Origin of the sequence: Polaromonas sp. YR568 (genome assembly GCF_943372955.1) — a bacterium.
Classification (GTDB): domain Bacteria; phylum Pseudomonadota; class Gammaproteobacteria; order Burkholderiales; family Burkholderiaceae_C; genus Polaromonas.
In genome coordinates this window covers 605135-627050 of the sequence record NZ_CALSAL010000002.1, presented here as the reverse complement: position 1 = coordinate 627050, position 21916 = coordinate 605135, and the positions used below count along the sequence as shown (strand labels likewise).

General features: G+C 63.4%; 20 protein-coding genes and 1 tRNA gene. 13 read left to right on the top strand and 8 right to left on the bottom strand.

The features are described 5' to 3' along the window. Positions 1–27 precede the first annotated feature (27 nt). The 7 genes from AAG793_RS08890 (at position 28) to AAG793_RS08860 (ending at position 8064) form a co-directional block, all read left to right on the top strand. Positions 28–1338, top strand: a complete 1311-nt coding sequence (locus AAG793_RS08890) for a replication-associated recombination protein A (protein ID WP_341906882.1) — start codon at positions 28–30, stop codon at positions 1336–1338. Between the two features lie 259 nt (positions 1339–1597). Continuing rightward, the gene (locus AAG793_RS08885) at positions 1598–2527 is read left to right on the top strand and encodes a branched-chain amino acid ABC transporter permease (protein ID WP_341906880.1); all 930 of its coding nucleotides are present in this window, start codon (positions 1598–1600) and stop codon (positions 2525–2527) included. A gap of 28 nt (positions 2528–2555) precedes the next feature. Continuing rightward, entirely contained in the window at positions 2556–3665 is a 1110-nt protein-coding gene (locus AAG793_RS08880) for an ABC transporter ATP-binding protein (protein WP_341906877.1), read from the top strand. Between the two features lie 11 nt (positions 3666–3676). Continuing rightward, a complete protein-coding gene (locus tag AAG793_RS08875; protein ID WP_341906874.1) occupies positions 3677–4444 on the top strand; it encodes an ABC transporter ATP-binding protein in 768 nt (255 codons plus the stop codon). A gap of 14 nt (positions 4445–4458) precedes the next feature. Continuing rightward, complete coding sequence (locus AAG793_RS08870) at positions 4459–5175, top strand: ABC transporter ATP-binding protein (protein WP_341906871.1); 717 nt, start codon at positions 4459–4461, stop codon at positions 5173–5175. Between the two features lie 164 nt (positions 5176–5339). Continuing rightward, positions 5340–5762: a DUF2845 domain-containing protein gene (locus tag AAG793_RS08865; RefSeq protein WP_341906868.1), complete on the top strand. Its 423-nt coding sequence runs from the start codon at positions 5340–5342 to the stop codon at positions 5760–5762. A 181-nt stretch (positions 5763–5943) separates the two neighbouring features. Continuing rightward, positions 5944–8064 (top strand): transporter substrate-binding domain-containing protein, encoded by a 2121-nt coding sequence (locus tag AAG793_RS08860; RefSeq protein WP_341906865.1) that lies wholly within the window; start codon positions 5944–5946, stop codon positions 8062–8064. Between the two features lie 5 nt (positions 8065–8069). On the opposite strand, the gene AAG793_RS08855 is transcribed toward AAG793_RS08860, so the two are convergent. Together AAG793_RS08855 and AAG793_RS08850 are read right to left on the bottom strand one after the other, a co-directional pair. Beyond that, the gene (locus AAG793_RS08855) at positions 8070–9056 is read right to left on the bottom strand and encodes a tripartite tricarboxylate transporter substrate binding protein (protein WP_341906861.1); all 987 of its coding nucleotides are present in this window, start codon (positions 9054–9056) and stop codon (positions 8070–8072) included. Positions 9057–9159: 103 nt separating this feature from the next. Beyond that, positions 9160–10200, bottom strand: a complete 1041-nt coding sequence (locus AAG793_RS08850; RefSeq protein WP_341906859.1) for a CDP-6-deoxy-delta-3,4-glucoseen reductase — start codon at positions 10198–10200, stop codon at positions 9160–9162. 71 nt (positions 10201–10271) lie between these two features. On the opposite strand from AAG793_RS08850, the gene AAG793_RS08845 reads away from it, so the two are divergent. Further along, entirely contained in the window at positions 10272–11213 is a 942-nt protein-coding gene (locus AAG793_RS08845; protein ID WP_341906856.1) for an NAD-dependent epimerase/dehydratase family protein, read from the top strand. Between the two features lie 17 nt (positions 11214–11230). On the opposite strand, the gene AAG793_RS08840 is transcribed toward AAG793_RS08845, so the two are convergent. Together AAG793_RS08840 and AAG793_RS08835 are read right to left on the bottom strand one after the other, a co-directional pair. Further along, positions 11231–12343: a S1C family serine protease gene (locus AAG793_RS08840; protein WP_341906854.1), complete on the bottom strand. Its 1113-nt coding sequence runs from the start codon at positions 12341–12343 to the stop codon at positions 11231–11233. Between the two features lie 180 nt (positions 12344–12523). After that, positions 12524–12608: transfer RNA gene (locus AAG793_RS08835), tRNA-Leu, on the bottom strand. A gap of 40 nt (positions 12609–12648) precedes the next feature. Here AAG793_RS08835 and cysM point away from each other — a divergent pair. From cysM to AAG793_RS08820, 3 genes are read left to right on the top strand one after another with little or no spacing between them, the layout of a single operon-like run. Next, the gene (gene cysM, locus AAG793_RS08830; protein WP_341906852.1) at positions 12649–13551 is read left to right on the top strand and encodes a cysteine synthase CysM; all 903 of its coding nucleotides are present in this window, start codon (positions 12649–12651) and stop codon (positions 13549–13551) included. Then, the gene (locus tag AAG793_RS08825) at positions 13548–14081 is read left to right on the top strand and encodes an NUDIX domain-containing protein (protein WP_341906849.1); all 534 of its coding nucleotides are present in this window, start codon (positions 13548–13550) and stop codon (positions 14079–14081) included. The genes cysM and AAG793_RS08825 overlap by 4 nt, the downstream gene beginning before the upstream one ends. A 55-nt stretch (positions 14082–14136) precedes the next feature. After that, positions 14137–14364, top strand: a complete 228-nt coding sequence (locus AAG793_RS08820; RefSeq protein WP_341906846.1) for a sulfurtransferase TusA family protein — start codon at positions 14137–14139, stop codon at positions 14362–14364. A 29-nt stretch (positions 14365–14393) separates the two neighbouring features. Here AAG793_RS08820 and galU read toward each other — a convergent pair whose 3' ends face one another. Further along, positions 14394–15281: a UTP--glucose-1-phosphate uridylyltransferase GalU gene (galU, locus tag AAG793_RS08815; RefSeq protein ID WP_341906843.1), complete on the bottom strand. Its 888-nt coding sequence runs from the start codon at positions 15279–15281 to the stop codon at positions 14394–14396. Positions 15282–15429: 148 nt separating this feature from the next. On the opposite strand from galU, the gene AAG793_RS08810 reads away from it, so the two are divergent. After that, positions 15430–16434, top strand: coding sequence for an NAD(P)-dependent oxidoreductase (locus AAG793_RS08810; RefSeq protein ID WP_341906840.1), 1005 nt, complete (start codon positions 15430–15432; stop codon positions 16432–16434). A gap of 21 nt (positions 16435–16455) precedes the next feature. On the opposite strand, the gene AAG793_RS08805 is transcribed toward AAG793_RS08810, so the two are convergent. Continuing rightward, a complete protein-coding gene (locus AAG793_RS08805; protein WP_341906837.1) occupies positions 16456–19380 on the bottom strand; it encodes a valine--tRNA ligase in 2925 nt (974 codons plus the stop codon). Positions 19381–19526: 146 nt separating this feature from the next. On the opposite strand from AAG793_RS08805, the gene AAG793_RS08800 reads away from it, so the two are divergent. After that, a complete protein-coding gene (locus AAG793_RS08800) occupies positions 19527–19898 on the top strand; it encodes a cupin domain-containing protein (RefSeq protein ID WP_341906834.1) in 372 nt (123 codons plus the stop codon). Here the strand turns inward: AAG793_RS08800 and AAG793_RS08795 are convergent. Both AAG793_RS08795 and AAG793_RS08790 read right to left on the bottom strand, forming a co-directional pair. Continuing rightward, entirely contained in the window at positions 19886–20116 is a 231-nt protein-coding gene (locus AAG793_RS08795) for a DUF2783 domain-containing protein (RefSeq protein WP_341906831.1), read from the bottom strand. The two genes, AAG793_RS08800 and AAG793_RS08795, sit on opposite strands and share 13 nt — an antisense overlap. Continuing rightward, positions 20113–21867: an FAD-dependent monooxygenase gene (locus tag AAG793_RS08790; protein WP_341906828.1), complete on the bottom strand. Its 1755-nt coding sequence runs from the start codon at positions 21865–21867 to the stop codon at positions 20113–20115. The genes AAG793_RS08795 and AAG793_RS08790 overlap by 4 nt, the downstream gene beginning before the upstream one ends. Between the last annotated feature and the right edge of the window lie 49 nt (positions 21868–21916).

Sequence of the window (21916 nt, the reverse complement as noted above, 5' to 3'; positions counted from 1 at the left end):
CATCACCGCATTCCCGCAGACAGACCCATGGCCTCCAGGACGGACCGCACGTCGCCGCAGGTGCCTCTGGCCGAGCGCCTGCGGCCTTCGCATCTGGGTGAGGTCATTGGCCAGCAACACCTGCTGGGCGAGGGCATGCCACTGCGCATCGCGTTTGAATCCGGCCAGCCGCACAGCTGCATCCTCTGGGGTCCGCCCGGCGTGGGCAAGACCACCATCGCGCGGCTGATGGCCAGCAGCTTTGACGCCCACTTCATCACCATCTCGGCGGTGCTCGGCGGTGTCAAGGACATCCGCGAAGCGGTCGAGCAGGCCAGCATCTGGCAGGCGCAGTCGGGTCGGCGGACCATGGTTTTTGTGGACGAAGTTCACCGCTTCAACAAGAGCCAGCAGGATGCTTTCCTCCCGCATGTGGAGAGTGGCTTGTTCACCTTCATCGGCGCGACCACCGAAAACCCGTCGTTTGAGGTCAACTCGGCGCTGCTGTCCCGGGCGGTGGTTTATGTGCTGCAACCGCTGGGCCCCGAGGATCTGCAGAAGATTGTTGATCGCGTTCTGGCAGAGCATGCCCTGCCGACCATCGCAACGATGGTGCCCGAAGCAGTCGACCGGCTGGTCGCCTATGCCGATGGCGATGCGCGGCGCCTGCTCAACACGCTTGAATCTTTGGGCGTGGCGGCCCAATCGGAAAAGCTGTCCGATGTCACCGACGCCTGGCTGCTCAAGGTGCTGGGCGAGCGCTTGCGGCGCTACGACAAGGGCGGCGAGCAGTTTTACGACACCATCTCGGCCCTGCACAAGTCGGTGCGCGGCTCCGATCCGGACGCCGCACTTTACTGGTTCATGCGCATGCTCGATGGTGGTGCGGAGCCGCGTTACATGGCCCGGCGCCTGATCCGCATGGCCAGCGAAGACATTGGTCTCGCCGACCCGCGTGCGCTGCGGCTGGCGCTGGATGCCGCTGATGTGTACGAGCGGCTCGGCTCACCCGAGGGCGAGCTGGCGCTGGCCCAGTGCGTGGTCTATCTGGCGGTGGCGCCCAAATCGAACGCGGTTTACAAGGCTTTCAACGAAGCCAAGGCCTTCATCAAGAAGGACGGCACCCGGCCCGTGCCGCTGCACCTGCGCAATGCGCCCACCCAGCTGATGAAGCAGCTGGATTACGGCAAGAACTACCGCTATGCGCACGACGAAGAGGACGGCTTCGCGGCCGGCGAGAACTATTTCCCCGAAGGCATGGCGCCGCCGCAGTTTTATCGGCCCGTCAACCGCGGTCTGGAAATACGCATATCCGATAAGTTGAATGATTTGAAAAACAAGAACAATAAGCCCAACTGATAAAAATAAAATCCGGCTGATAAAGCCGTTCAACAGGCCCTAAAAGCCCTCCTCGCGAGGGTAAACCCGGGAAAAACCGGGGTGTTGGCCCGATTCTCGCTAAGACTCGCTAGCTACAATTTCTTATCAGCTCGCCAACGACGCCAGTTCATCTGGTTTTGATCGGCGGGCTTTTTGTTAGCTCGTTTCAGCCTGTGGTGATCCTGCAGGCAGCGATGCCAACGGCGTTGGCAGCTTCAATCAATCGGGAGAGTGCGTTATGGAAGTCTTGCTTCAGCAGATCATCAACGGTCTGGTTCTGGGCAGCATGTATGCGTTGATCGCCCTGGGTTACACCATGGTGTACGGCATCATCAATCTGATCAATTTTGCGCATGGCGAGGTACTGATGGTGGGCGCGCTCACTAGCTGGACCATCATCGGGCTGATGCAGGCCTCCATGCCCGGCACGCCCGGCTGGGTGATTCTGCTGATCTCGCTGCTGATTGCCTTTGTGGTGTGCGGAGCACTCAACTTCGCGATCGAAAAAATCGCCTACCGGCCACTGCGCAATTCGCCCAAGCTGGCGCCGCTGATCACGGCCATCGGCATGTCGCTGTTGCTGCAGACGCTGGCCATGATCATCTGGAAGCCGAACTACAAGGCTTACCCCACGCTGCTGCCGACCGAGCCGTTCCAGGTGGGCGGTGCGGTGATCACCGTGACGCAGCTCTTCATCCTCGGCGCAACTGCCGTGTCGCTGGCCGTGCTGATGTGGCTGGTGCATTACACCAAGTTGGGCCGGGCCATGCGCGCCACGGCCGAGAACCCGCGTGTGGCGGCCTTGATGGGTGTGCGGCCTGACACCGTCATCTCTGCCACCTTCATCATCGGTGCGGTGCTGGCTGCGCTGGCTGGTGTGATGTACGCCTCCAACTACGGCACGGTGCAGCACACCATGGGCTTTCTGCCGGGTCTGAAGGCCTTTACGGCGGCGGTGTTCGGCGGCATTGGCAACCTCGGTGGCGCGGTACTCGGCGGCATCCTGCTCGGGTTGATCGAATCCATCGGTGCCGGCTACATCGGGCCGCTGACCGGCGGCGTGCTGGGCAGCCAGTACTCCGACATCTTTGCCTTCATCGTGCTGATTTTTGTGCTCACCCTGCGCCCATCCGGCCTGCTGGGTGAGCGTGTGGCAGACCGGGCCTGATCCCCGGCCGTCCCTAGGAGAACCTGAGATGCAATCGAACAAACTCGTGAAGTTCCTGATCGTCGCGGCGGCCCTGCTGGTGCTGCCGCTGATCCTGCAGCAGGGCGGCAACGCCTGGGTCCGCATTGTGGACATGGCGCTGCTCTATGTGCTGTTGGCACTGGGCCTGAACATTGTGGTCGGCTATGCCGGTCTGCTGGACCTGGGCTACGTGGCCTTCTTTGCCGTGGGCGCCTACCTGTTCGCCCTGCTTGGCTCACCGCATCTGGCGGAGGCTTTTCCCTTCATCGCGGCGGCCTTTCCGAACGGCCTGCATTTGCCTATCTGGGCCATCATCCCGGCGGCTGCCGTGCTGGCGGGGCTGTTTGGTGTGCTGCTTGGCGCACCCACGCTCAAGCTGCGCGGCGACTACCTAGCCATCGTGACGCTCGGCTTCGGCGAGATCATCCGGGTGTTCCTGAACAACCTGGACCGCCCGATCAACCTGACCAACGGCCCCAAGGGCATCAGCCAGATCGACTCGATGAAGTTCTTCGGTTTTGACCTGGGCAAGTCGCACACCTTTTTCGGCATCGAGTTCACCTCGGTGTCGATGTATTACTACCTCTTTCTGGTGCTGGTGATTGTGTCGGTGATCATTTGCTACCGTCTGGAAAACTCCCGCATCGGCCGCGCCTGGATGGCGATCCGCGAAGACGAAATCGCCGCCAAGGCCATGGGTATCAACACCCGCAACATGAAGCTGCTGGCTTTCGGCATGGGCGCCACGTTCGGTGGCGTGTCGGGCTCCATGTTCGCGGCCTTCCAGGGCTTTGTCTCGCCGGAATCCTTCAGCCTGATGGAGTCGGTGATGATCGTGGCCATGGTGGTGCTGGGCGGCATTGGTCATCTGCCGGGCGTGATTCTCGGCGCCTTGTTGCTGGCCGCCTTGCCTGAGGTGCTGCGTCACGTCGCTGGGCCGCTGCAGGCCATGACCGATGGCCGTCTCGACTCTGCCATCCTGCGTCAACTGCTGATTGCGCTGGCCATGATCACCATCATGCTGATGCGCCCAAGGGGCCTGTGGCCCGCGTCCGAGCACGGCAAGTCGTTGAACAAGACGGCCGGCAAGGACCCCATCCAGTCAATCAACCCCTGAGGAGAATGGACATGAGCGAAACCATTCTTAAAGTGGCTGGTGTTTCCAAGCGCTTCGGCGGTTTGCAGGCCCTGTCCGATGTCGGCATCCACATCATGCGCGGTCAGGTCTATGGCCTGATCGGCCCCAATGGTGCCGGCAAAACAACCTTTTTCAATGTGCTGACCGGCCTGTACACGCCCGACAGCGGCACCTTCGAGCTGGCGGGCAAGCCCTACAAGCCGACGGCGGTTCATGAAGTGGCCAAGGCCGGCATCGCCCGTACCTTCCAGAACATCCGGCTGTTTGCCGACATGACCGCGCTGGAAAACGTGATGGTCGGGCGGCATATCCGCACCCAGTCCGGACTCCTCGGTGCGGTCTTCCGCACCCCCGGCTTCAAGCATGAAGAGGCAGCCATTGCCAAGCGCGCCCAGGAGCTGCTGGATTACGTGGGCATTGGCAAATACGCCGACTTCAAGGCCCGCACCCTCAGCTACGGTGACCAGCGCCGTCTTGAAATTGCCCGCGCTCTCGCGACCGACCCGCAACTGATCGCACTCGACGAACCCGCTGCCGGCATGAACGCCACCGAGAAGGTTCAGCTGCGCGAACTGATTGACCAGATTCGCAAGGACAACCGCACCATCCTGCTGATCGAGCACGACGTGAAACTGGTGATGGGTCTGTGCGACCGCGTCACCGTACTGGACTACGGCAAGCAGATTGCCGAAGGCGCGCCGGCAGATGTACAAAAAGACGAAAAAGTGATCACCGCCTATCTGGGCACCGGTCATTGAAGGGAAACAGCAACATGGCGAACACACTTCTTAAAGTGACGGGCCTCAAGGTGGCCTACGGCGGTATTCAGGCCGTGAAGGGCGTTGATTTTGAAGTCAACGAGGGCGAACTGGTCACGCTGATCGGCTCGAATGGCGCAGGCAAGACCACTACCATGAAAGCGATCACCGGCACCCTGCCGATGCTCGATGGTGACATTCAGTACCTGGGTAAAAGCATCAAGGGCCGGGGCGCGTGGGACCTGGTGAAGGAAGGCCTGGCCATGGTGCCGGAAGGCCGCGGTGTTTTCACCCGCATGACCATCACCGAAAACCTGCAGATGGGTGCCTACATCCGCAGCGACAGCAGTGGTGTGGCGGCAGACATTGAAAAAATGTTCGAGCTGTTCCCGCGCCTGCGCGAGCGTAAGGACCAGTTGGCCGGCACCATGTCGGGCGGCGAGCAGCAGATGCTGGCCATGGGCCGCGCGCTGATGAGCCGCCCCAAGGTGCTGCTGCTGGATGAGCCCTCCATGGGCCTGTCGCCCATCATGGTCGACAAGATCTTCGAAGTGGTCAAAGATGTGTCCGCCCGTGGCGTAACGGTGCTGCTGGTCGAGCAGAACGCCAGCCGCGCGCTGGGCATTGCCAATCGCGGCTATGTGATGGAGTCCGGCAACGTCACCATGAACGGCGATGCGAAGGAACTGCTGAACGATCCCCGGGTGCGGGCGGCCTACCTCGGCGAGTAAGGTCAAGGGCCCTGCGCTAGGGAAGGCGCAGAAAGGCTTGCGTTACAGCGGTAACTTGGGCGAGTGGGTTGCGAGGGCCAAAACCCTTGCAGCGTCGCCATCCTGGACATAAAGTTCGTGGGCGTGTGCTTCACACCTTTGAATAGAAACCAGGAACACTGAATATGAACCCATCCACTCGCTGCCCAATGAGCCGTCATCTGGCCCTTGCAGGTGCCCTGGTGTCGGCCTTTCTCGCCTCGTCCCTGATCACTGGCGCCTCCGCCCAATCGCTGCGCTGCAAGGGTGATCTGGCGCAGATTGGCAACTCCAAAAGCACCATCCTGCAAAAGTGCGGTGAGCCTGTCATGAAAGACAGCTTTTGCAAACCCGTGCAGCAAACGGTCAATGGCGCACCGGTCGTCAACCCGGCCCTGCCTGGCAATGCCGGCACGGGTACCAGCGTAACCAACAACATCACCATCAACAATTGCCAGCCCGTTGAGGAATGGACCTACAACCCGGGTTACGGGCAGTTCATGACCATGCTGCAGTTCGAGGGTGGTTCGCTCAAAAGTATCCGCTACGGGGACCGCGTCACCCGCTGAACTTGGCGCCGGTCTGGCTGACGACGGCTTGTCTTTGCCCCGCAGGTGGTTCGGGCATCCAGACCCTTCCGGAAAGGGCGTTGCGCGCTAAGATGCGGACGAAGATGCGGGTCGGGAGGGGCGGGAAAATACGGCCGGCTCTCGTGCCCGCTGAGCACAAGGGCTCCTTGAGCACATCACCATGGAGACGGCCATTCACTCCCTGTCTGCGCGCTGTGTCGAACTATTGACCCGGACCGTCTGGCGCGGGGTGGTGCTGCTTTGCGGCTGGGCGCTGGCCTTGTCGGTGTCTGCTGCGCAGACCCTGCGGGTGGGTGTCTACAACAACAGCCCGAAAATCAACGTGGCTGCCGAAGGCAAGGTCGAAGGCATTTTTTACGATGTGCTGGAGGCTATTGCCCGCAAGGAGGGCTGGACGCTGCAGTACGTGCCCGGCACCTTCAGCGAAGGCTTGGCCCGCCTGTCGACGGGCGAAATTGATCTGATGACCGACGTCGCGTTGAACAGTGAACGCGAGAAGCTCTACCAGTTCCACAAGGAGCCGGTTCTTGCCAGCTGGAACCAGATCTACACGCGGCGTGACAGTGGTATCCGCTCCCTGCTGGACCTGTCCGGCAAGCGTATTGCGGTGCTGCGGGGGTCGATGCAGCAGGACTACGTGCAGCAGATGATTGGCGGTTTCAGCATCAATGCCACGCTGGTGCCCGAGCCTGACTTTGCTTCGGCTTTTCGTGCGGTGCGCGAGGGCCGCGCGGATGCGGTGGTCACCAACCGTTTTTACGGTGCCCGCCACGCAGCCGCCAGTGAACTGGACGACACCGCCATCATTTTTAACCCCTCGCAGCTGTACTTTGCCGGCTCCAGATCCCTCGACCCGGAGGTGTTGGCATTGCTGGACCGCAATCTGCAGGAGCTGAAAAAGAACTCCGCATCGCCATACCACCGCTCTGTGGAGCGATGGACAACCGGTGACCTGCGAACGGCATTGCCACCCTGGCTGAAGTGGGCGGTGCTGGCTGCCGTGGTGCTGCTGCTTGCCAGCCTGGCATGGGGGCTGGCGCTGCGCCGCACCGCATTGCGCCTTCAGCAAAGCGAGCAGCGGCAGCGCGAGCTGGCCAGCGAGCTGGAGCGGGTGTTCGAGAACTCGCTCGATGTGATCTGCATCTTCGACGCGGACCTTCGCTTCCTGCGGGTCAGCGAGGCATCGCTGAAGGTCTGGGGTTACCGCCCCGACGAGCTGGTCGGTCGTCCCTACATCGATCTGGTGCCCCCCCAGGACCGCGAGGCGACCCTGTCGGTGGCACGGCAAGTCCGCGAGGGCCATGCCGCGCGCGACCTGGAAAGCCGCTCCTTGCGCAAGGACGGCTCGGTGGTTCACATCGTCTGGTCGGCGGTGTGGTCACCGACCGAGCAGCGGCTGTATGGCGTGGCGCGTGACGACAGCGAACGCCGGCAACTGCTGGGCGAGCTGCAGCAGCGCGCGCAGGCGCTTCAGCAAAGCGCCCTGCAACTGGAAGTGGCCAAGGACGCCGCAGAGGCGGCCGACCGCACCAAGTCCGTTTTCCTGGCCACCATGAGCCACGAGCTGCGCACGCCGCTGAACTCCATCATCGGCTTCACCGGCATTGTGGTGCAGGGACTGGCCGGGCCACTGAACCCGGAGCAGGCCAAGCAGCTGGGCATGGTGCGCGACAGTGCACGCCATCTGCTGGCCTTGATCAATGATGTGCTCGATATTTCGAAGATCGAAGCGGGTGAGCTGGTAGTGGTGAACGAGCCCTTTGATCTGGCAGCGTCCATCCGCAAGGTCAGCGGCATTGTGGCCCCGCTGGCTGCCAGCAAGGAGCTAGCGCTGGAAATTGCAGTTGCCCCCAGTGTGGGGCGCATGACCGGTGACATGCGCCGGGTTGAGCAGATCCTGCTCAACCTGCTGGGCAATGCCATCAAGTTCACCGAATCGGGCAGCGTGAAATTCAGGGCCACCCTGATCGATCAGTGGCAGCCCGATGCCTCCCTCGGGTTCACGACGCTGGAGGCAGCATCTGCCGCGCCGTGCACTGCGGTGTCGCTTCAAATCACCGATACCGGCATTGGCATTCAGCCGCAGGATATTCCGCTGCTGTTCAAGCCTTTCCGTCAGGTGGATTCAGCCCTGTCGCGCAAGCACGATGGCACCGGACTGGGCCTGGCGATCTGCCGCCGGCTGGCCAGCCTGATGGGTGGCCAGATCGAGGTATCCAGCGTGTGGCAGCAGGGCAGTACCTTCACTGTCACCCTGCCGCTGGACGGCCAACGCCAGTAGGCTCGTCAATCCACCTTCGCGCCTGAGGCCTTCACCACCTTTTCGTATTTGGCGAGTTCGGCTTTCATGAACGCGCCGAACTGCTCGGGCGTGTTGCCCACCGGCTCTGCCATCAAGCCCGCAAACCGGGCCTTGGTTTCCGGCGACTCCAGTGCCGCCACAAAGGCCTGATTCAGTTTGGTCACCACATCACGCGGCGTGGCAGCTGGCGCCACCAGTCCCCACCAGGTATCAATCTCGAAGCCTTTGAGTGTTTCCGCCACCGCCGGCACATCCGGCAGCACCGCGCTGCGCTTGGCGGTGGTCACCGCCAGGGCCTTGAGCTTGCCTGACTTGATGTTGGCCGATGCGGTTGCCAGGTTGTCGAAGTTGAAGTCCACCTGCCCGCCGAGCAGCGCGAGCTGCGCCGGGTTGCCGCCGTTGTACGGAATGTGCAGCGCAAAAATGCCGGCTTGCGCCTTGAACATCTCGCCCGCCAGATGGCCAGCACTGCCATTGCCGCCGCTGGCGTAATTGAGCTTGGCCGGGTTGGCCTTGGCGTATTTAATCAGGTCGGCCAGCGTGTTGATGTTCAGGCGTTTGGCGGTGTCAGCGTTCATCACCAGCACGTTGGGAACGCGCAGCATCTGCGTGATGGGGGCAAAGTCGGTCGCCGCGTTGTACGGCATCTTGCTGTAGAGCCACGGGTTGATGGCGTGTGTGGCCACGGCGGCGATGCCGATGGTCATGCCATCGGGGGCGGATTTGGCGATGGCGTCCACACCGATGTTGCCACCACCGCCGGGCCGGTTCTCGACGATGACCGTGCCCAGCGTGTCTTTCACGCGCTCGGCCATCAGGCGTGCTGTGACATCGATCGGGCCGCCGGGGGCATACGGCACGATGATGCGCATCACCTTGGGCTGCGCCAGCACGGTGCCAGAGAAGGAAACGAGTAACGCCGCAGCGGCTGCGAGCAGGCGGGTTTTGATTGGGGAGGACGCGATGTTCATGCCCCTATTGTGGCAAAGCGGCCAGCGCCGCACCCCCTCGAAATCCATGAGAGTGCCTGAGAATGACCCAGAGCCCCCGAGAACGCCCAGCTATGGGCGTTGTTCAGGCGGCTGCCTTGGCCTTGTCCTTCTCGGTCACGAACGAGTCGGCATAGAACTCGTCAGCGGGCAAGCCGGCAGCCGTGTAGTCGGCTTGCGCCGAGTCGACCACAATCGGCGCACCACAGGCGTACACCTGATGGCCCGACAGGTCGGGAATGTCCTGCAGCACCGCCTTGTGAACAAAGCCGGTACGCCCGGTCCAGCCGTCTTCTGGCAGCGCATCCGAAATGACGGGTATATATCGAAGATGCGGCATCTCGGCTACCTTGGTCTGCACCCACTCGTGCATATAAAGGTCGGCCGGGCGGCGACCACCCCAGTACAGCACGGCAGGGCGGGTGATGTTCTTGAACTGCATGTGCTCAATCAGCGCCTTGATGGGTGCAAAGCCGGTGCCGGAAGCCAGCAGCACCATGGGCTTGGTGCTGTCCTCGCGCAGGAAGAAGCTGCCGTAGGGGCCTTCCACCCGCAGAATTTCCTTTTCCTTCATCGGGCCGAACACATGGTCGGTGAACTTGCCGCCTGGCATGTGGCGGATGTGCAGCTCAACGCCCGGTGTGTCCGTCTGTGTGTGTGGCGCGTTGCCCATCGAGTAGGCGCGCCGGTCGCCGTCGCGCAGCAGGAACTCTACATACTGGCCCGCGTGGTACTTGAAGACATCACTGGCGGGCAACTGCAGGCGCACCACCATCACGTCGTGCGAGGCCCGCGCCATGCTGGCCACGCGCACTGGCATTTTCTTGATGGGGTAGGCGCTTTCGTCGGTGACCTGGCGCGACTCGATCACCACATCGCTGTTGGCCGTGGCGCAGCAGGTGAGGATGAAGCCATTGGCCTCTTCCTCGGGCGACAGCGCCTTGGACTGGTGCGGGCCATGGCTCACGCTACCTTCGAGCTTTTTGCATTTGCAGGAGCCGCAGGCGCCGTCCTTGCAGCCGTAAGGCAGGCCAATGCCCTGGCGAATCGCCGCGGCCAGCAGCGCTTCGTCGGCTTGCGCCACAAAAGCCCGGCCGCTGGGTTGCACGGTCACGTTGAAGCTCATAGTCGTTATCCTTGGCAGGTGTCGTTCGATGCGTTGTTTTTATCCGGACCACGGTCCGACAGGCCTCAATTTTGCCCTCAAACCTGAATCCCCTTGGCGCCCTGCCTTTTCGCTTCCGCAGGCAGCGCGTGCTCATCGTCGGCTGCGGCGACGTCGGACTGCGCGTGGCCCGGCAGCTGCCCGCGCGCGTGCGCGTGCTGGCGCTCACCTCTTCGCCTGATCGCGTGTCTGCGTTGCGCACTGCGGGGTTGGTCCCTTTGCAGGGCAATCTCGACGAAGTGGCCGGCCTCAGGCGGCTCGCGGGCCTCGCCACGCGGGTGGTGCATCTGGCACCGCCACCCAACCACGAGCCCGACTGGAAGACCGACCCGCGCACGCTGGCGCTGATGCGCGCGCTGCGGCTGCGCGGCTTGCCACGCTCACTGGTGTACGGTTCTACCAGCGGGGTGTATGGTGATTGCGGCGGTGAGCAGGTGACCGAGGTCCGGGCCGTCAATCCGCACACCCCGCGCGCCTGGCGGCGGGTCGATGCCGAGGGGCAGGTCCGCCTGCTGGGTCGCGCCACGGGCACGCCGGTGCACATTCTGCGCATCCCGGGCATCTATGCGCCTGACCGGGAAGGTGGCACGCCGCGCGGGCGCCTGCTCAAGGGCACGCCCGTGCTGCGTACGGAGGATGACGTATACACCAACCACATCCATGCCGACGACCTGGCGCGCGCCTGCATCGCTGCGCTTTGGCGCGGCAAGCCCCAGCGCATCACCCATGCGAGTGACGATACGCGTCTGCTGATGGGCGACTACTTCGATCTGGCCGCTGACCTGTATGGCTTGCCGCGCCCGCCCCGGGTGGCACGGGATTCCGCGCAGGAGGCACTGCCCTTGATGCTGCTGAGTTTCATGAGCGAATCGCGCCAGCTGGACAACACACGGCTCAAGCGCGAGTTGCGTCTGGCGCTGCGCTACCCCACGGTGGCCCAGGGGCTGGCGAGCTCACCGGGCGCAGGTGTGTGAGCCCGAGGTGCGCGAGCTCAGATGCGTGAGGGCTGCTTGAGCGTCAGCATGCGGTCCTGCGCCCGGATGACCATGGTCTTGATGTCTGCGCCCTGCAGCACGGTGAGCCGGATCTCGGCGTCCGGTGCCGAGCGGTCCCACAGCTTTTTGTAGAAGGTCTCCAGCGAGGTCACCTTGGCGTCGTCCACGGCCAGCACCACATCGCCGGTTTGCAGGCCAGCCGTCTCGGCGGGGCTGCCCTTGCTGACGCGCACGATCTGCACCCGGCCGTTCTGTTCGGACGAGGTCAACCCCAGCCACGGGCGGTGACTTTTGACGCTGCTACCGGTCTTTTGCAGCTCCGCCAGGATGGGGCTGAGCAGGTCCACCGGTACAAACATGTTGCCGGGCAGCCGGCGATTGCCGCCAGTGGCGTCGGCCACCAGCAAGGAGCCGATACCCACCAGCTCGCCCTTCTGGTTGAAGAGCGGCGCGCCGCTGTGGTTGCCGCCGCTGGCCGCCACCGGCGGGCTGGTGAATAGCGCGGTGTCGATGTGGTATTCCCAGCTGCCCGAGAAAGCCCTGCGGCTGATCAGCCGGGTCATGCTCACATCGCCGTCGTCGTCAGCTTGCGGTCCGGTCACGGCCATCAGGGGCTCGCCGGCCTGCAGGTCCTTGCTGTTCCCCAGCTTGACGGGCGTGACTGCACTGCCCGGCGGCAGCGGCAGCAGGGGCCGCACCAGCCCGAAACCGGTGGCCAGGTCATAGGCCACCGCGCGCGCGGGCACGGCCTTGTTGTCCTGCGTGATGATTTCAATTTTTTCGGCTTCCAGCATCAGATAGCCGATGGTGAGTACCAGGCCGTCTGCGCCTATCACCACACCCGAGCCAGTACGCCGCTGCCCCAGCGTTTCAGAGGAGCGCGCTGACTCATCCACGCTGACTCTCACGCCGACCACTGCGGCACTGGCTTTGGCCAGGGCCTCAATGGTGGTTTGGGCCGCTACAGGCGCTGGGGTGGCCGCTCGGACCACGCCGGTCAGGCCGACCAGACACATGATGCCGACGATGGCCAGTGGCAGCGATGAGGCCAGCAGCGCAGAGGGTGCTGGAGGAACAAATGGAACAAACCAGGGGCGGACGGGGCGCATGACAGACTCCGGAATCTGCGGAAATGCCGCGACTCAAGAATGCGCCTTATTGAATGCCGTGGCAAGCCGGTGGGATAAATTTTCCAAGTGATTTTTCGGTAATGCAGCGGATGCCAGCCAGACGAAAAAAGCCGCCAGGGCGGGGTGCGCTGGCGGCTTCCATATAACTTTTTTGCAATCTGGTGCCCGGGGCCGGAATCGAACCGGCACGACTTTCGTCGGGGGATTTTGAGTCCCCTGCGTCTACCAATTTCACCACCCGGGCCGCGGGGAGCGAAGCCTTAAATTATGGCACAGTGTGGCGTATGAACTACCCCACGATCGAAGACGCGATTGGCAAAACGCCGCTGGTCGCGCTGCAACGCATTGGTGCCAAAGAGAACGCCGCCCGAGGCAATGTGATTCTTGGCAAGCTCGAAGGCAACAACCCGGCGGGTTCGGTCAAGGACCGCCCCGCGCTGTCGATGATCCGGCGCGCGGAAGAGCGCGGTGACATCCGCCCCGGTGACACGCTGATCGAGGCCACCTCTGGCAACACCGGCATTGCACTGGCGATGGCGGCGGCCATCAAGGGCTACCGCATGATCCTCATCATGCCGGAGGACCTGAGCATCGAGCGCGCCCAGACCATGAAGGCCTTTGGCGCCGAATTGATCCTGACCCCGAAAAGCGCCGGCATTGAATATTCGCGCGATCTGGCCGAGCAGATGCAGAAAGACGGCAAGGGCCGGGTGCTGGACCAGTTTGCCAACCCGGACAATCCGCGCATCCATTACGAGACCACCGGGCCCGAAATATGGACAGATACGTCAGGCAAGGTGACACATTTTGTCAGTGCGATGGGCACCACCGGCACCATCACCGGGGTGTCGCGCTACCTGAAAGAGAAAAATCCAGGCGTCCGCATCATCGGCGCCCAACCCAGCGAGGGCTCCCGCATTCCCGGCATCCGTAAATGGCCGCAGGAATACCTGCCCAGCATTTACGACCCCAGCAAGGTCGATGAACTGGTGCTGGTGAGCCAGGCCGACGCTGAAGACATGTGCCGCCGTCTGGCGCGCGAGGAAGGCATTTTTGCCGGCATCTCGGCAGCAGGCGCCTGCTGGGTGGCGCAGCAGATCGCCGCAAAGGTGAGCGACGCGGTGATCGTCTTCATCGTCTGCGACCGGGGCGACCGCTACCTGTCCACCGGCGTGTTTCCTGCATGACGCAGGCGTTCCGGTTCTGCCCGCAGTGCGCCACGCCGCTGGCCCTGTGCGCCGAGATGGAGGACGGCGGCGAAAAAGCCCGCCTGCGCTGCCCGGCCTGCAGCTACACCCACTGGAACAACCCCACGCCGGTGCTGGCGGCGGTGATTGAGTACCACGGCCAGGTGCTGCTGGCGCGGAATGCCGCGTGGACGGGCAAGATGTACGCGCTCATCACAGGCTTCATGGAGGCGGGTGAGACGCCGCAGGAGGGCATCACCCGCGAAATCCTGGAAGAAACCAACCTGCAGACCCACGCCCTGAACTTGATCGGCGTGTACGACTTCCAGCGCATGAACCAGGTGATCATTGCCTACCACGCGGTCTGCACTGGCGAGGTGAAGCTCTCACCCGAGCTGGTGGATTACCGGCTCTATGACTTGGGCCAGATCAAATGCTGGCCTGCCGGCACCGGCTACGCGTTGGCCGACTGGCTGCGTACGCGCGGGCATGAGCCGGAGTTTGTGGAATGGTCCAAGCGAACGGATTGACCGCCGCACAGGCGCAGCGCAGTTTGCCTAAAATAGCGGCAATTGAAGGATTTTCATGAACATCGACAAAGAACTCGACACCCGCGGCCTGAACTGCCCGCTGCCCATTCTCAAAGCCAAGAAGGCCCTGACGGAAATGACCAGTGGCCAGCTCTTGCGGGTGGTTTCCACCGACGCAGGTTCCACCCGCGATTTTCAGGCCTTTGCCAAGCAGACCGGCAATGAGCTGGTGGAACAGCAAACCACCGGCAGTGACTTCATCCACGTGCTCAAGCGCCGTTAACCGGGCTCCAACACGAGCTCAGTCCGGGCTCAATCCAGCTTCAAGCTCTGCAGGTAGCTGCGGAACTGCGCCCCGACTTCGGGGTGCTGCAACGCCAGCTCCACGGTGGCTTCAAGAAAGCCCTGTTTGCTGCCGCAGTCGTAGCGCTTGCCGCGATAGGGCAGCGCATAGACCGCTTCGTCGGCCAGCAGGCTGGCGATGCCGTCGGTCAATTGCAGCTCACCGCCCACACCGGCGCTTTGCCGGCGGATATGGCCAAAAATGGCTGGCGTGAGGATGTAGCGGCCCGCCACACCCATGCGCGATGGCGCCACCTCGGGGGCTGGCTTCTCCACAATCGCACGAATCTTCAGCAGGTCGGCGCCAGCGGCGTCGGCCGCCACAATGCCGTAGCGCCGGGTGTGGTCGGCCGGCACTTCCTGCACGGCGAGGATGGACTGTTGAAGGCTGGCAAACTGCGCGGCCATCTGGGCCAGCACCGTGGCGCCGCCGGCTTCACCGACCATCAGGTCATCGGCCAGCAGTACGGCAAACGGCTCATTGCCCACCAGGTGCTCCGCACACAATACTGCGTGACCGAGACCCAGCGAGCGCGGCTGGCGCACATAGGAAAAGTCCATGTCTTCGGGCTGCATCGATCGGACCATGGCCAGCAGTTCCTGCTTGCCGGCGACTTCCAGCTCGTTCTCCAGCTCGTAGGCGGTGTCGAAATGGTCCTCGATGGCCCGTTTATTGCGTCCAGTGACGAAAATCATGTGGCGGATGCCTGCTGAATAGGCCTCCTCCACCGCGTACTGGATCAGGGGCTTGTCCACGACCGGAAGCATTTCCTTCGGCTGGGCCTTGGTGGCAGGCAAGAAGCGCGTGCCCAGCCCTGCGACGGGGAAAACGGCTTTGTTGAGGGTTAATTTTTGCATCGACGTGGACCAGGGAAAGAATTAGAGTGTTGTGTTGCCGATACAAAAGCGCTGTCAGAAAACACGCCTGAAAGGCCTGCGACACGGGCGCAATCAGCGTCAATGTCGGTACAGAGATCAGTACAACGACTAACGGGTGGACTTCCGAGTGGATATCTTACTTCTTGACCCGCTGGTGCCCGAGGCCATGGCATGGCTGGAGACGCGCCACAGCGTGGGCTATCACCCCGAGCTGGCTGATGACATGGTTTCACTGTGTCAGGCCGCCTACAACACGAGGGGTATCGTGTTTCCGCGCCAGACGGTGGTGACCCGTGATTTGCTTGAGGACCTGCCCCAGCTGAAGGCCTTGGGACGGCTGCATGTGGGAACCGATAACACTGACCTGGAGGCCTGCAAGGAGCGCGACATCAAGGTCGTGCACGCCAGCAGCGCCAATGTGCGCTCGAACGCAGAGTATCTTTTGAGCAGCCTGCTGTTGCTCTATCGCCGCGGTCTGGTGTCGTCGCTGATGGGGCGTCGCCATCCGACCACCCAGATGGGGCGCGAGCTGCACGGCAGTACCGTGGGCCTGCTCGGACTGGCGCCCACAGCCCACACGCTGGCTGGCATCCTCAACGGTCTGGGTGTGCGCGTGATCGGTTACGACCCGGCGGTCCACCACACAGCGCCAATCTGGGACCGGCTTCGCGTCCAGCCCGTGACCTTGCCCGAGCTGATGAGCCAGGCCGACGCCGTGTCGGTGCAGATGCTCTACGCCACCCGATTCAGGGGCTTTATCAATGACAAATTGCTGGCGTCATGCAAGCGCGGCCAGCTCTGGGTGGGCATCAGCCGCAGCGAGATGTTTGACGAAGGTGCGCTGGCTGCCGCCTTGTGCGATGGCCGTATCGAGGCCTGTATTCTGGATGGCGCCGAGGCCAGCTTTCTGGGTGAAGACTCGCCACTCAAAGGCCTGAAAAATCTTTTCATCACCCCGCGCCTGGGCTCGCACACGCGTGAGGCGCGGCTGCGCTCCAGCTGGTATGTGGCGCACCGCATGCACGAGGCCATCGAAGGCCTCCACGCGGGCGCCGACAGCATTCCCAGCGCGCCCATGGATCTCGGCCAGGCCGGTACTGCGTCGCCTTCGCGGTGGGCAGAGCCAGCCTGATCCGCTTAGTTCGCCACGCCCTCAGCCCAGCCGCGCGAGCTGCTGGCGGATTTTCTCCAGCGTGGCGGTGAAGTCGGCCAGCCGCTTGCGCTCCTGCTCCAGCACTGCCGGCGGCACCTTGGCCACGAAAGCCTCGTTGGCCAGCTTGGCATTCACCTTGACCAGCTCGCCTTCCAGCCGCGCGGCTTCCTTGCCGAGGCGGGCTTTTTCGGCTGCCACGTCCACTTCCATGTGCAGGCAGACGCGGGCATCGCCCACCACCGCCACCGGCGCCGCCTGCGCCGCAGCGGCCCACTCGGCTTCGGTGTCGAACACGCGCACTTCGCTCAGCTTGCCCAGCGCCTTCAGCACCGGGGCCACGCCCGTGATGAACGCGCTGTCGCCCACCACATAGAGCGGCAGGCGGGTGGCGGGTGACACCTTCATCTCGCCGCGCAGGTTGCGGCAGGCGTCGACCAGTGTCTTGAGCTTGGCGACATGGGCCTCGGCCACCGGGTCGATTTTCTCGGGCTGCGCTTTCGGATAAGCCGCGCTGCCGATCAGCTCCACCTTCTTCATGCCGGCCACTGGCGCCACTTTTTGCCACAGGGCCTCGGTGATGAAAGGAATCACCGGGTGCGCGAGCCGCAGGATGCCTTCGAGCACGCGGATCAGCGTGCGGCGTGTGGCGCGCTTTTGCGCGTCGGTGCCGGTCTGGATCTGCACCTTGGCGATTTCCAGGTACCAGTCGCAGAACTCGTCCCAGACAAACTGGTAGATGCTGCCCGCCACGTTGTCGAGGCGGTAATCGGCAAAGCCCTTGGCCACGTCGGCCTCGACGCGCTGCATGGTCGATGAAATCCAGCGGTCGGCCTGCGAGAAGCTGAGGTAGCCGTGAAACTCGGCACCCGGTGCGCACTGCTCTTTGGTGTGCTCGGCGAGGCCGCAGTCCTGGCCTTCGCAGTTCATCAGCACAAAGCGGGTGGCGTTCCAGAGCTTGTTGCAGAAGTTGCGATAGCCCTCGCAGCGCTTGCTGTCGAAGTTGATGCTGCGGCCCAGACTGGCCAGCGAGGCGAAGGTGAAGCGCAGCGCATCGGCGCCGTAGCCGGGAATGCCGTTGGGAAATTCCTTCTCGGTGTTCTTGCGCACCTGCGGCGCGGTCTCGGGCTTGCGCAGGCCCTGCGAGCGCTTTTCCAGCAGCGGCGCCAGCTCGATCCCGTCGATCAGATCGACCGGGTCCAGCACATTGCCTTCGGATTTGCTCATCTTCTTGCCCTGCGCGTCTTTCACCAGGCCGTGGATGTACACGTGGTGGAAGGGAACCTGGTCTGTGAAGTGCGTGGTCATCATGATCATCCGGGCGACCCAGAAGAAGATGATGTCGTAGCCTGTGACCAGCACGCTGGAGGGAAGGAACAGGTCCAGCTCCTTGGTCTTCTCGGGCCAGCCAAGGGATGAGAACGGAACCAATGCGGAGGAGTACCAGGTGTCCAGCACGTCCTCGTCGCGGGTGAGCTTTTTGCCCGGTGCCTGGGCCTGCGCGGCGGCCTCATCTTCGGCCACATAGACCTTGCCATCTTCGTCGTACCAGGCCGGAATCTGGTGGCCCCACCAGAGCTGGCGCGAGATGCACCAGTCCTGGATGTTGTTCATCCACTGGTTGTAGGTATTGACCCACTGCTCGGGCACGAACTTCACCGCGCCGCTGTCCACCGCATCGCGCGCCTTCTGCGCAATCGATTTGCCGGTCGGGTCCTGGTCGCTGACTTTGCTCAGTGCCACAAACCACTGGTCCGTGAGCATGGGTTCGACCACCGCGCCGGTGCGGGCGCAGACCGGCACCATGTTCTTGTGCGGCACGGCCTTTTCAAGAAAGCCCTGGGCTTCCAGATCTTTCAGTACCGCCTTGCGGCAGTCGTAGCGGTCCAGGCCACGGTACTGCGCCGGGCCGTTCTCGTTGATCTTCGCGTCCAGCGTGAAGATGGTGATCAGCGGCAAATTGTGGCGCTGGGCCACCTGGTAGTCGTTGAAGTCGTGCGCGCCGGTGATCTTCACCACGCCGCTGCCGAAGGCCGGGTCCACATAGTCGTCGGCAATCACCGGAATCTGACGGTCGCACAGTGGGAGGTCGACCATCTTGCCGAGCAGGTGCTGGTAGCGCTCGTCATCCGGGTGCACGGCCAGCGCGCCGTCGGCCAGCATGGTTTCGGGCCGGGTGGTGGCAATGTGCATGCCGCGCAGGGGCGAGCCGTCAGCCGCTTTCTGCGGGCCGTCGCTGAACGGGTACTCGATGTGCCACATGAAGCTGTCGCGCTCTTCGTTCTCGACTTCGAGGTCCGACACCGCCGACTTGAGCACCGGGTCCCAGTTCACCAGCCGCTTGCCGCGGTAGATCAGGCCCTGCTGGTAGAGCTTCACGAAGGTCGAAGTCACCACTTTGGACATCTTCGGGTCCATGGTGAAGTACTCGTGCTTCCAGTCCACCGAATCGCCCATGCGGCGCATCTGGCGTGTGATGGTGCTGCCGGACTCTTCTTTCCATTCCCAGACCTTGGCGACAAAGTTCTTGCGCCCCAGATCGTGGCGACTCTTGCCTTCGCCTTGCAGCTTGCGCTCCACCACGATCTGCGTGGCGATGCCGGCGTGGTCGGTGCCGGGCACCCACAGCGTGTTGTCGCCCTTCATGCGGTGGTAGCGGGTCAGGCTGTCCATGATGGTCTGGTTGAAGGCATGCCCCATGTGCAGCGTGCCGGTCACATTGGGGGGCGGCAGCTGGATGGCAAACGAGGGTTTGGCCGCGTCCAGCGTGGGCGCGTACTGGCCGCTTTGTTCCCACAGCGGGCCCCAGTGGGCTTCAATCGCCGCCGGCTCGAAGGACTTGGCCAGCGATTCAAGGCCCGGTTGCGAAGGCGTGGATGCAGCAGCCGTGGCGTCAGACAGGGGAGCAGGGGAGGCGTTTGGGGTCATGGAGCTGAAACGGCATCACGAAGGATGCCGTTGCGGTGGGTTGGCGGGATTGCGCTGATTTTATCCGGCGGTGCGCCTGGGCGGGACGGGTCTCGCTGGCATTGCTATTGCTTCGGGTCACAAGCCCTTCTCCAGGAGAACCGAACATGGTCAACCAGCGTGTTTTCAGCAGCCGCCAGCATTTCCAGGCCACCTCAACACCAGCCGAAGAGCCAGTTCGCTCGGTGGTCACCGAGTCAGTTGATTGCACCGTTGTTGCGTGGCATGTGCTCCCCGGGCAGGCCATCAGCAGCCACGTCCATCCCGAGGGAACCGACGTGTGGACTGTTCTGGAGGGCTCGGGCGACTATGTGCTCGGGCAGGTTGCTGGCGAAGAATTCCCTAGCCGGCGCATCAACCCGGGTGACGTTGCTGTGGCTCGCCCAGGCGAAGTGCATGGGGTTCTCAACCGGGGCGCAGTACCCTTGCGTTTTATTTCAGTGGTGACACCGCTGACGGCGGGCTATCAGCCGGTCTGACTGCTGCCAGGCGTTTGGCGCGCGGCCTCAATGCAGGCCTTCAGCACAGCCGTGTCTGCGACCTGGTTGGCCAGCAGCAGAACCAGCCGTGCGTTCAGCGCTTCGGACTCTTCCCGCGACAGCCCCCGGTGCGCGTCCAGCAGGCATTCGTAAAACGCGTCGGCGTCCTGCAGGCGTAGGCCGTGCAGCGAGGCGGTAGGGGTCTTGATGGCGTTCATGCCGCCTCTCCTTGCAGGTGGTGGCTGGCGCCAAGTGCCATCGCCACGGCGTGAACCAGCGAGGCATCGACGCTCTCGCCGGTGGCAGCCACATGGCCATCCGGCCGCAGCAGTGCCCACGCGTGGCCAAACACATGGCAGGTGGCTTGCAGATGGCCTTCGGTGTCCTGCACGTGCTCCGCGGCCTGCGCCGACTGGCCGGGGGCGATGACCTGCACGCAGTGCACGTCGGTCTGTGACGACAGGGCGCGCAGCCGTGCGCAGGCATCAGCGCTCAGATTCCCGAACACCAGCAGCAACAAACGGCCACTGGCCCAGGTGATGAGCTGCAGCAGCTCGCCGGGCGTGCCGTCAGCCCAGGTCAGCGCCGCATTCTGGGTGGGCCGGCCATCCCCCGGCGCGCACACACCAGAGCGCGTGTAGTGCATGGGCGTTGACATGCGCCCCGTGTTGACGAGCTGGCGCGCAAACGGGTGCTGGCGGGCCAGCTGCAAGGCGGCAGAGCGAAAGAGCCGCTCCACGCCATCGGCCGGGCGCAAGAAACGCGCGGTGCGGTTGGTCACGCGGATGTTGTGCTCCGCCGCTTCGTGGCGTTCGTCGTGGTAACTCTCCAGCAGCGAGTGTGGGGCTCGGCCCTGGAGAACGGCGGCCAGCTTCCAAGCCAGGTTGTCGGCGTCCTGCACGCCCGAATTGCCGCCGCGTGCGCCAAAGGGGCTCATCACATGCGCCGAATCGCCAAGAAAAAACACGAGGCCATGGCGCAGCTGGTTCAGACATTCGCTGCGGTAGGCGTAGGGACCGACCCAGACGATTTCATAGTCTTCTTCCTTCAGCATGGGGTCGAACTGCGCCCGCAGCCGCGCCCGCACCACGTCGTCACGGCTGATGGCCTGCGGGTCAGCGTCGGGTGGCATCTGGTAGTCGATGCGCCAGACGCCGTCTGCCATCAGGTGCTGCCAGACGGCGCGGCCCTCGTTGAAGGGTGCTTCAATCCAGGTGTGGCGCTCCACCGGCGGCGGGTGCTTGAACCACACGTCGGCAATGCACCAGCGGTCGTCGCCCCGGCTGCTGGTGACGGCAGCGCTGCACCACGCCCTGAATGGACTGTGTGCGCCAGTGCAGTCCAGCACATGGTCGGCCTGCAGGGTGTAGCTGCCGGCGGGTGTTTCCAAGGTGAGCGTGGCGCCGGTCTCGTCCTGCTGGAAGGCGGTGATGCGGTGGCGCCAGCGCAGGTCGATCAGCCGCTCGCCTGCGTCGCTTTTCAAGAGCTGGTCAACCAGAAACGCCTCAACATAAAACTGCTGGATGTTGATGAAGGGCGGCTGCAGGCTCAGCGAATGGGTGGCCTGCTGGCGCAAGTCGAAGGCGTACACCTCGTCGCTGCCGGCAAAGGTGCGGCCCACGCTCCACTGCACGCCTTTTTGTGCGATGCGCTCGTAGATGCCGAGCCGCTTGAAGATCTCCAGCGTCTTCTGCGCGTAGCAAATGCCGCGCGACGACGCGCCTTTCACCCCCACGGTGTTGTCTTCATCCAGCAGCACAGCACGCACGCCGTAGTGCGCCAGCGCGCAGGCCATGGCGAGACCAGTGATGCCGCCGCCGGCAATCACCACTGCATGCCGGCGAATCTCGCCAGTGGCCACTTCCTCGGGCGCCACGAAGGGGTATTCGGGCAAGGTGTAGCCCTTGCCCGGAATAAATCCGAGTGCGTGCTTGCCGAGCGTGTGGTTTGCGCTGGTGGGGGGTGGCATGGCGAATCTTTGGGGCCCAAGGGCGAGCCCAGCTCTGAATGTGCAGCAA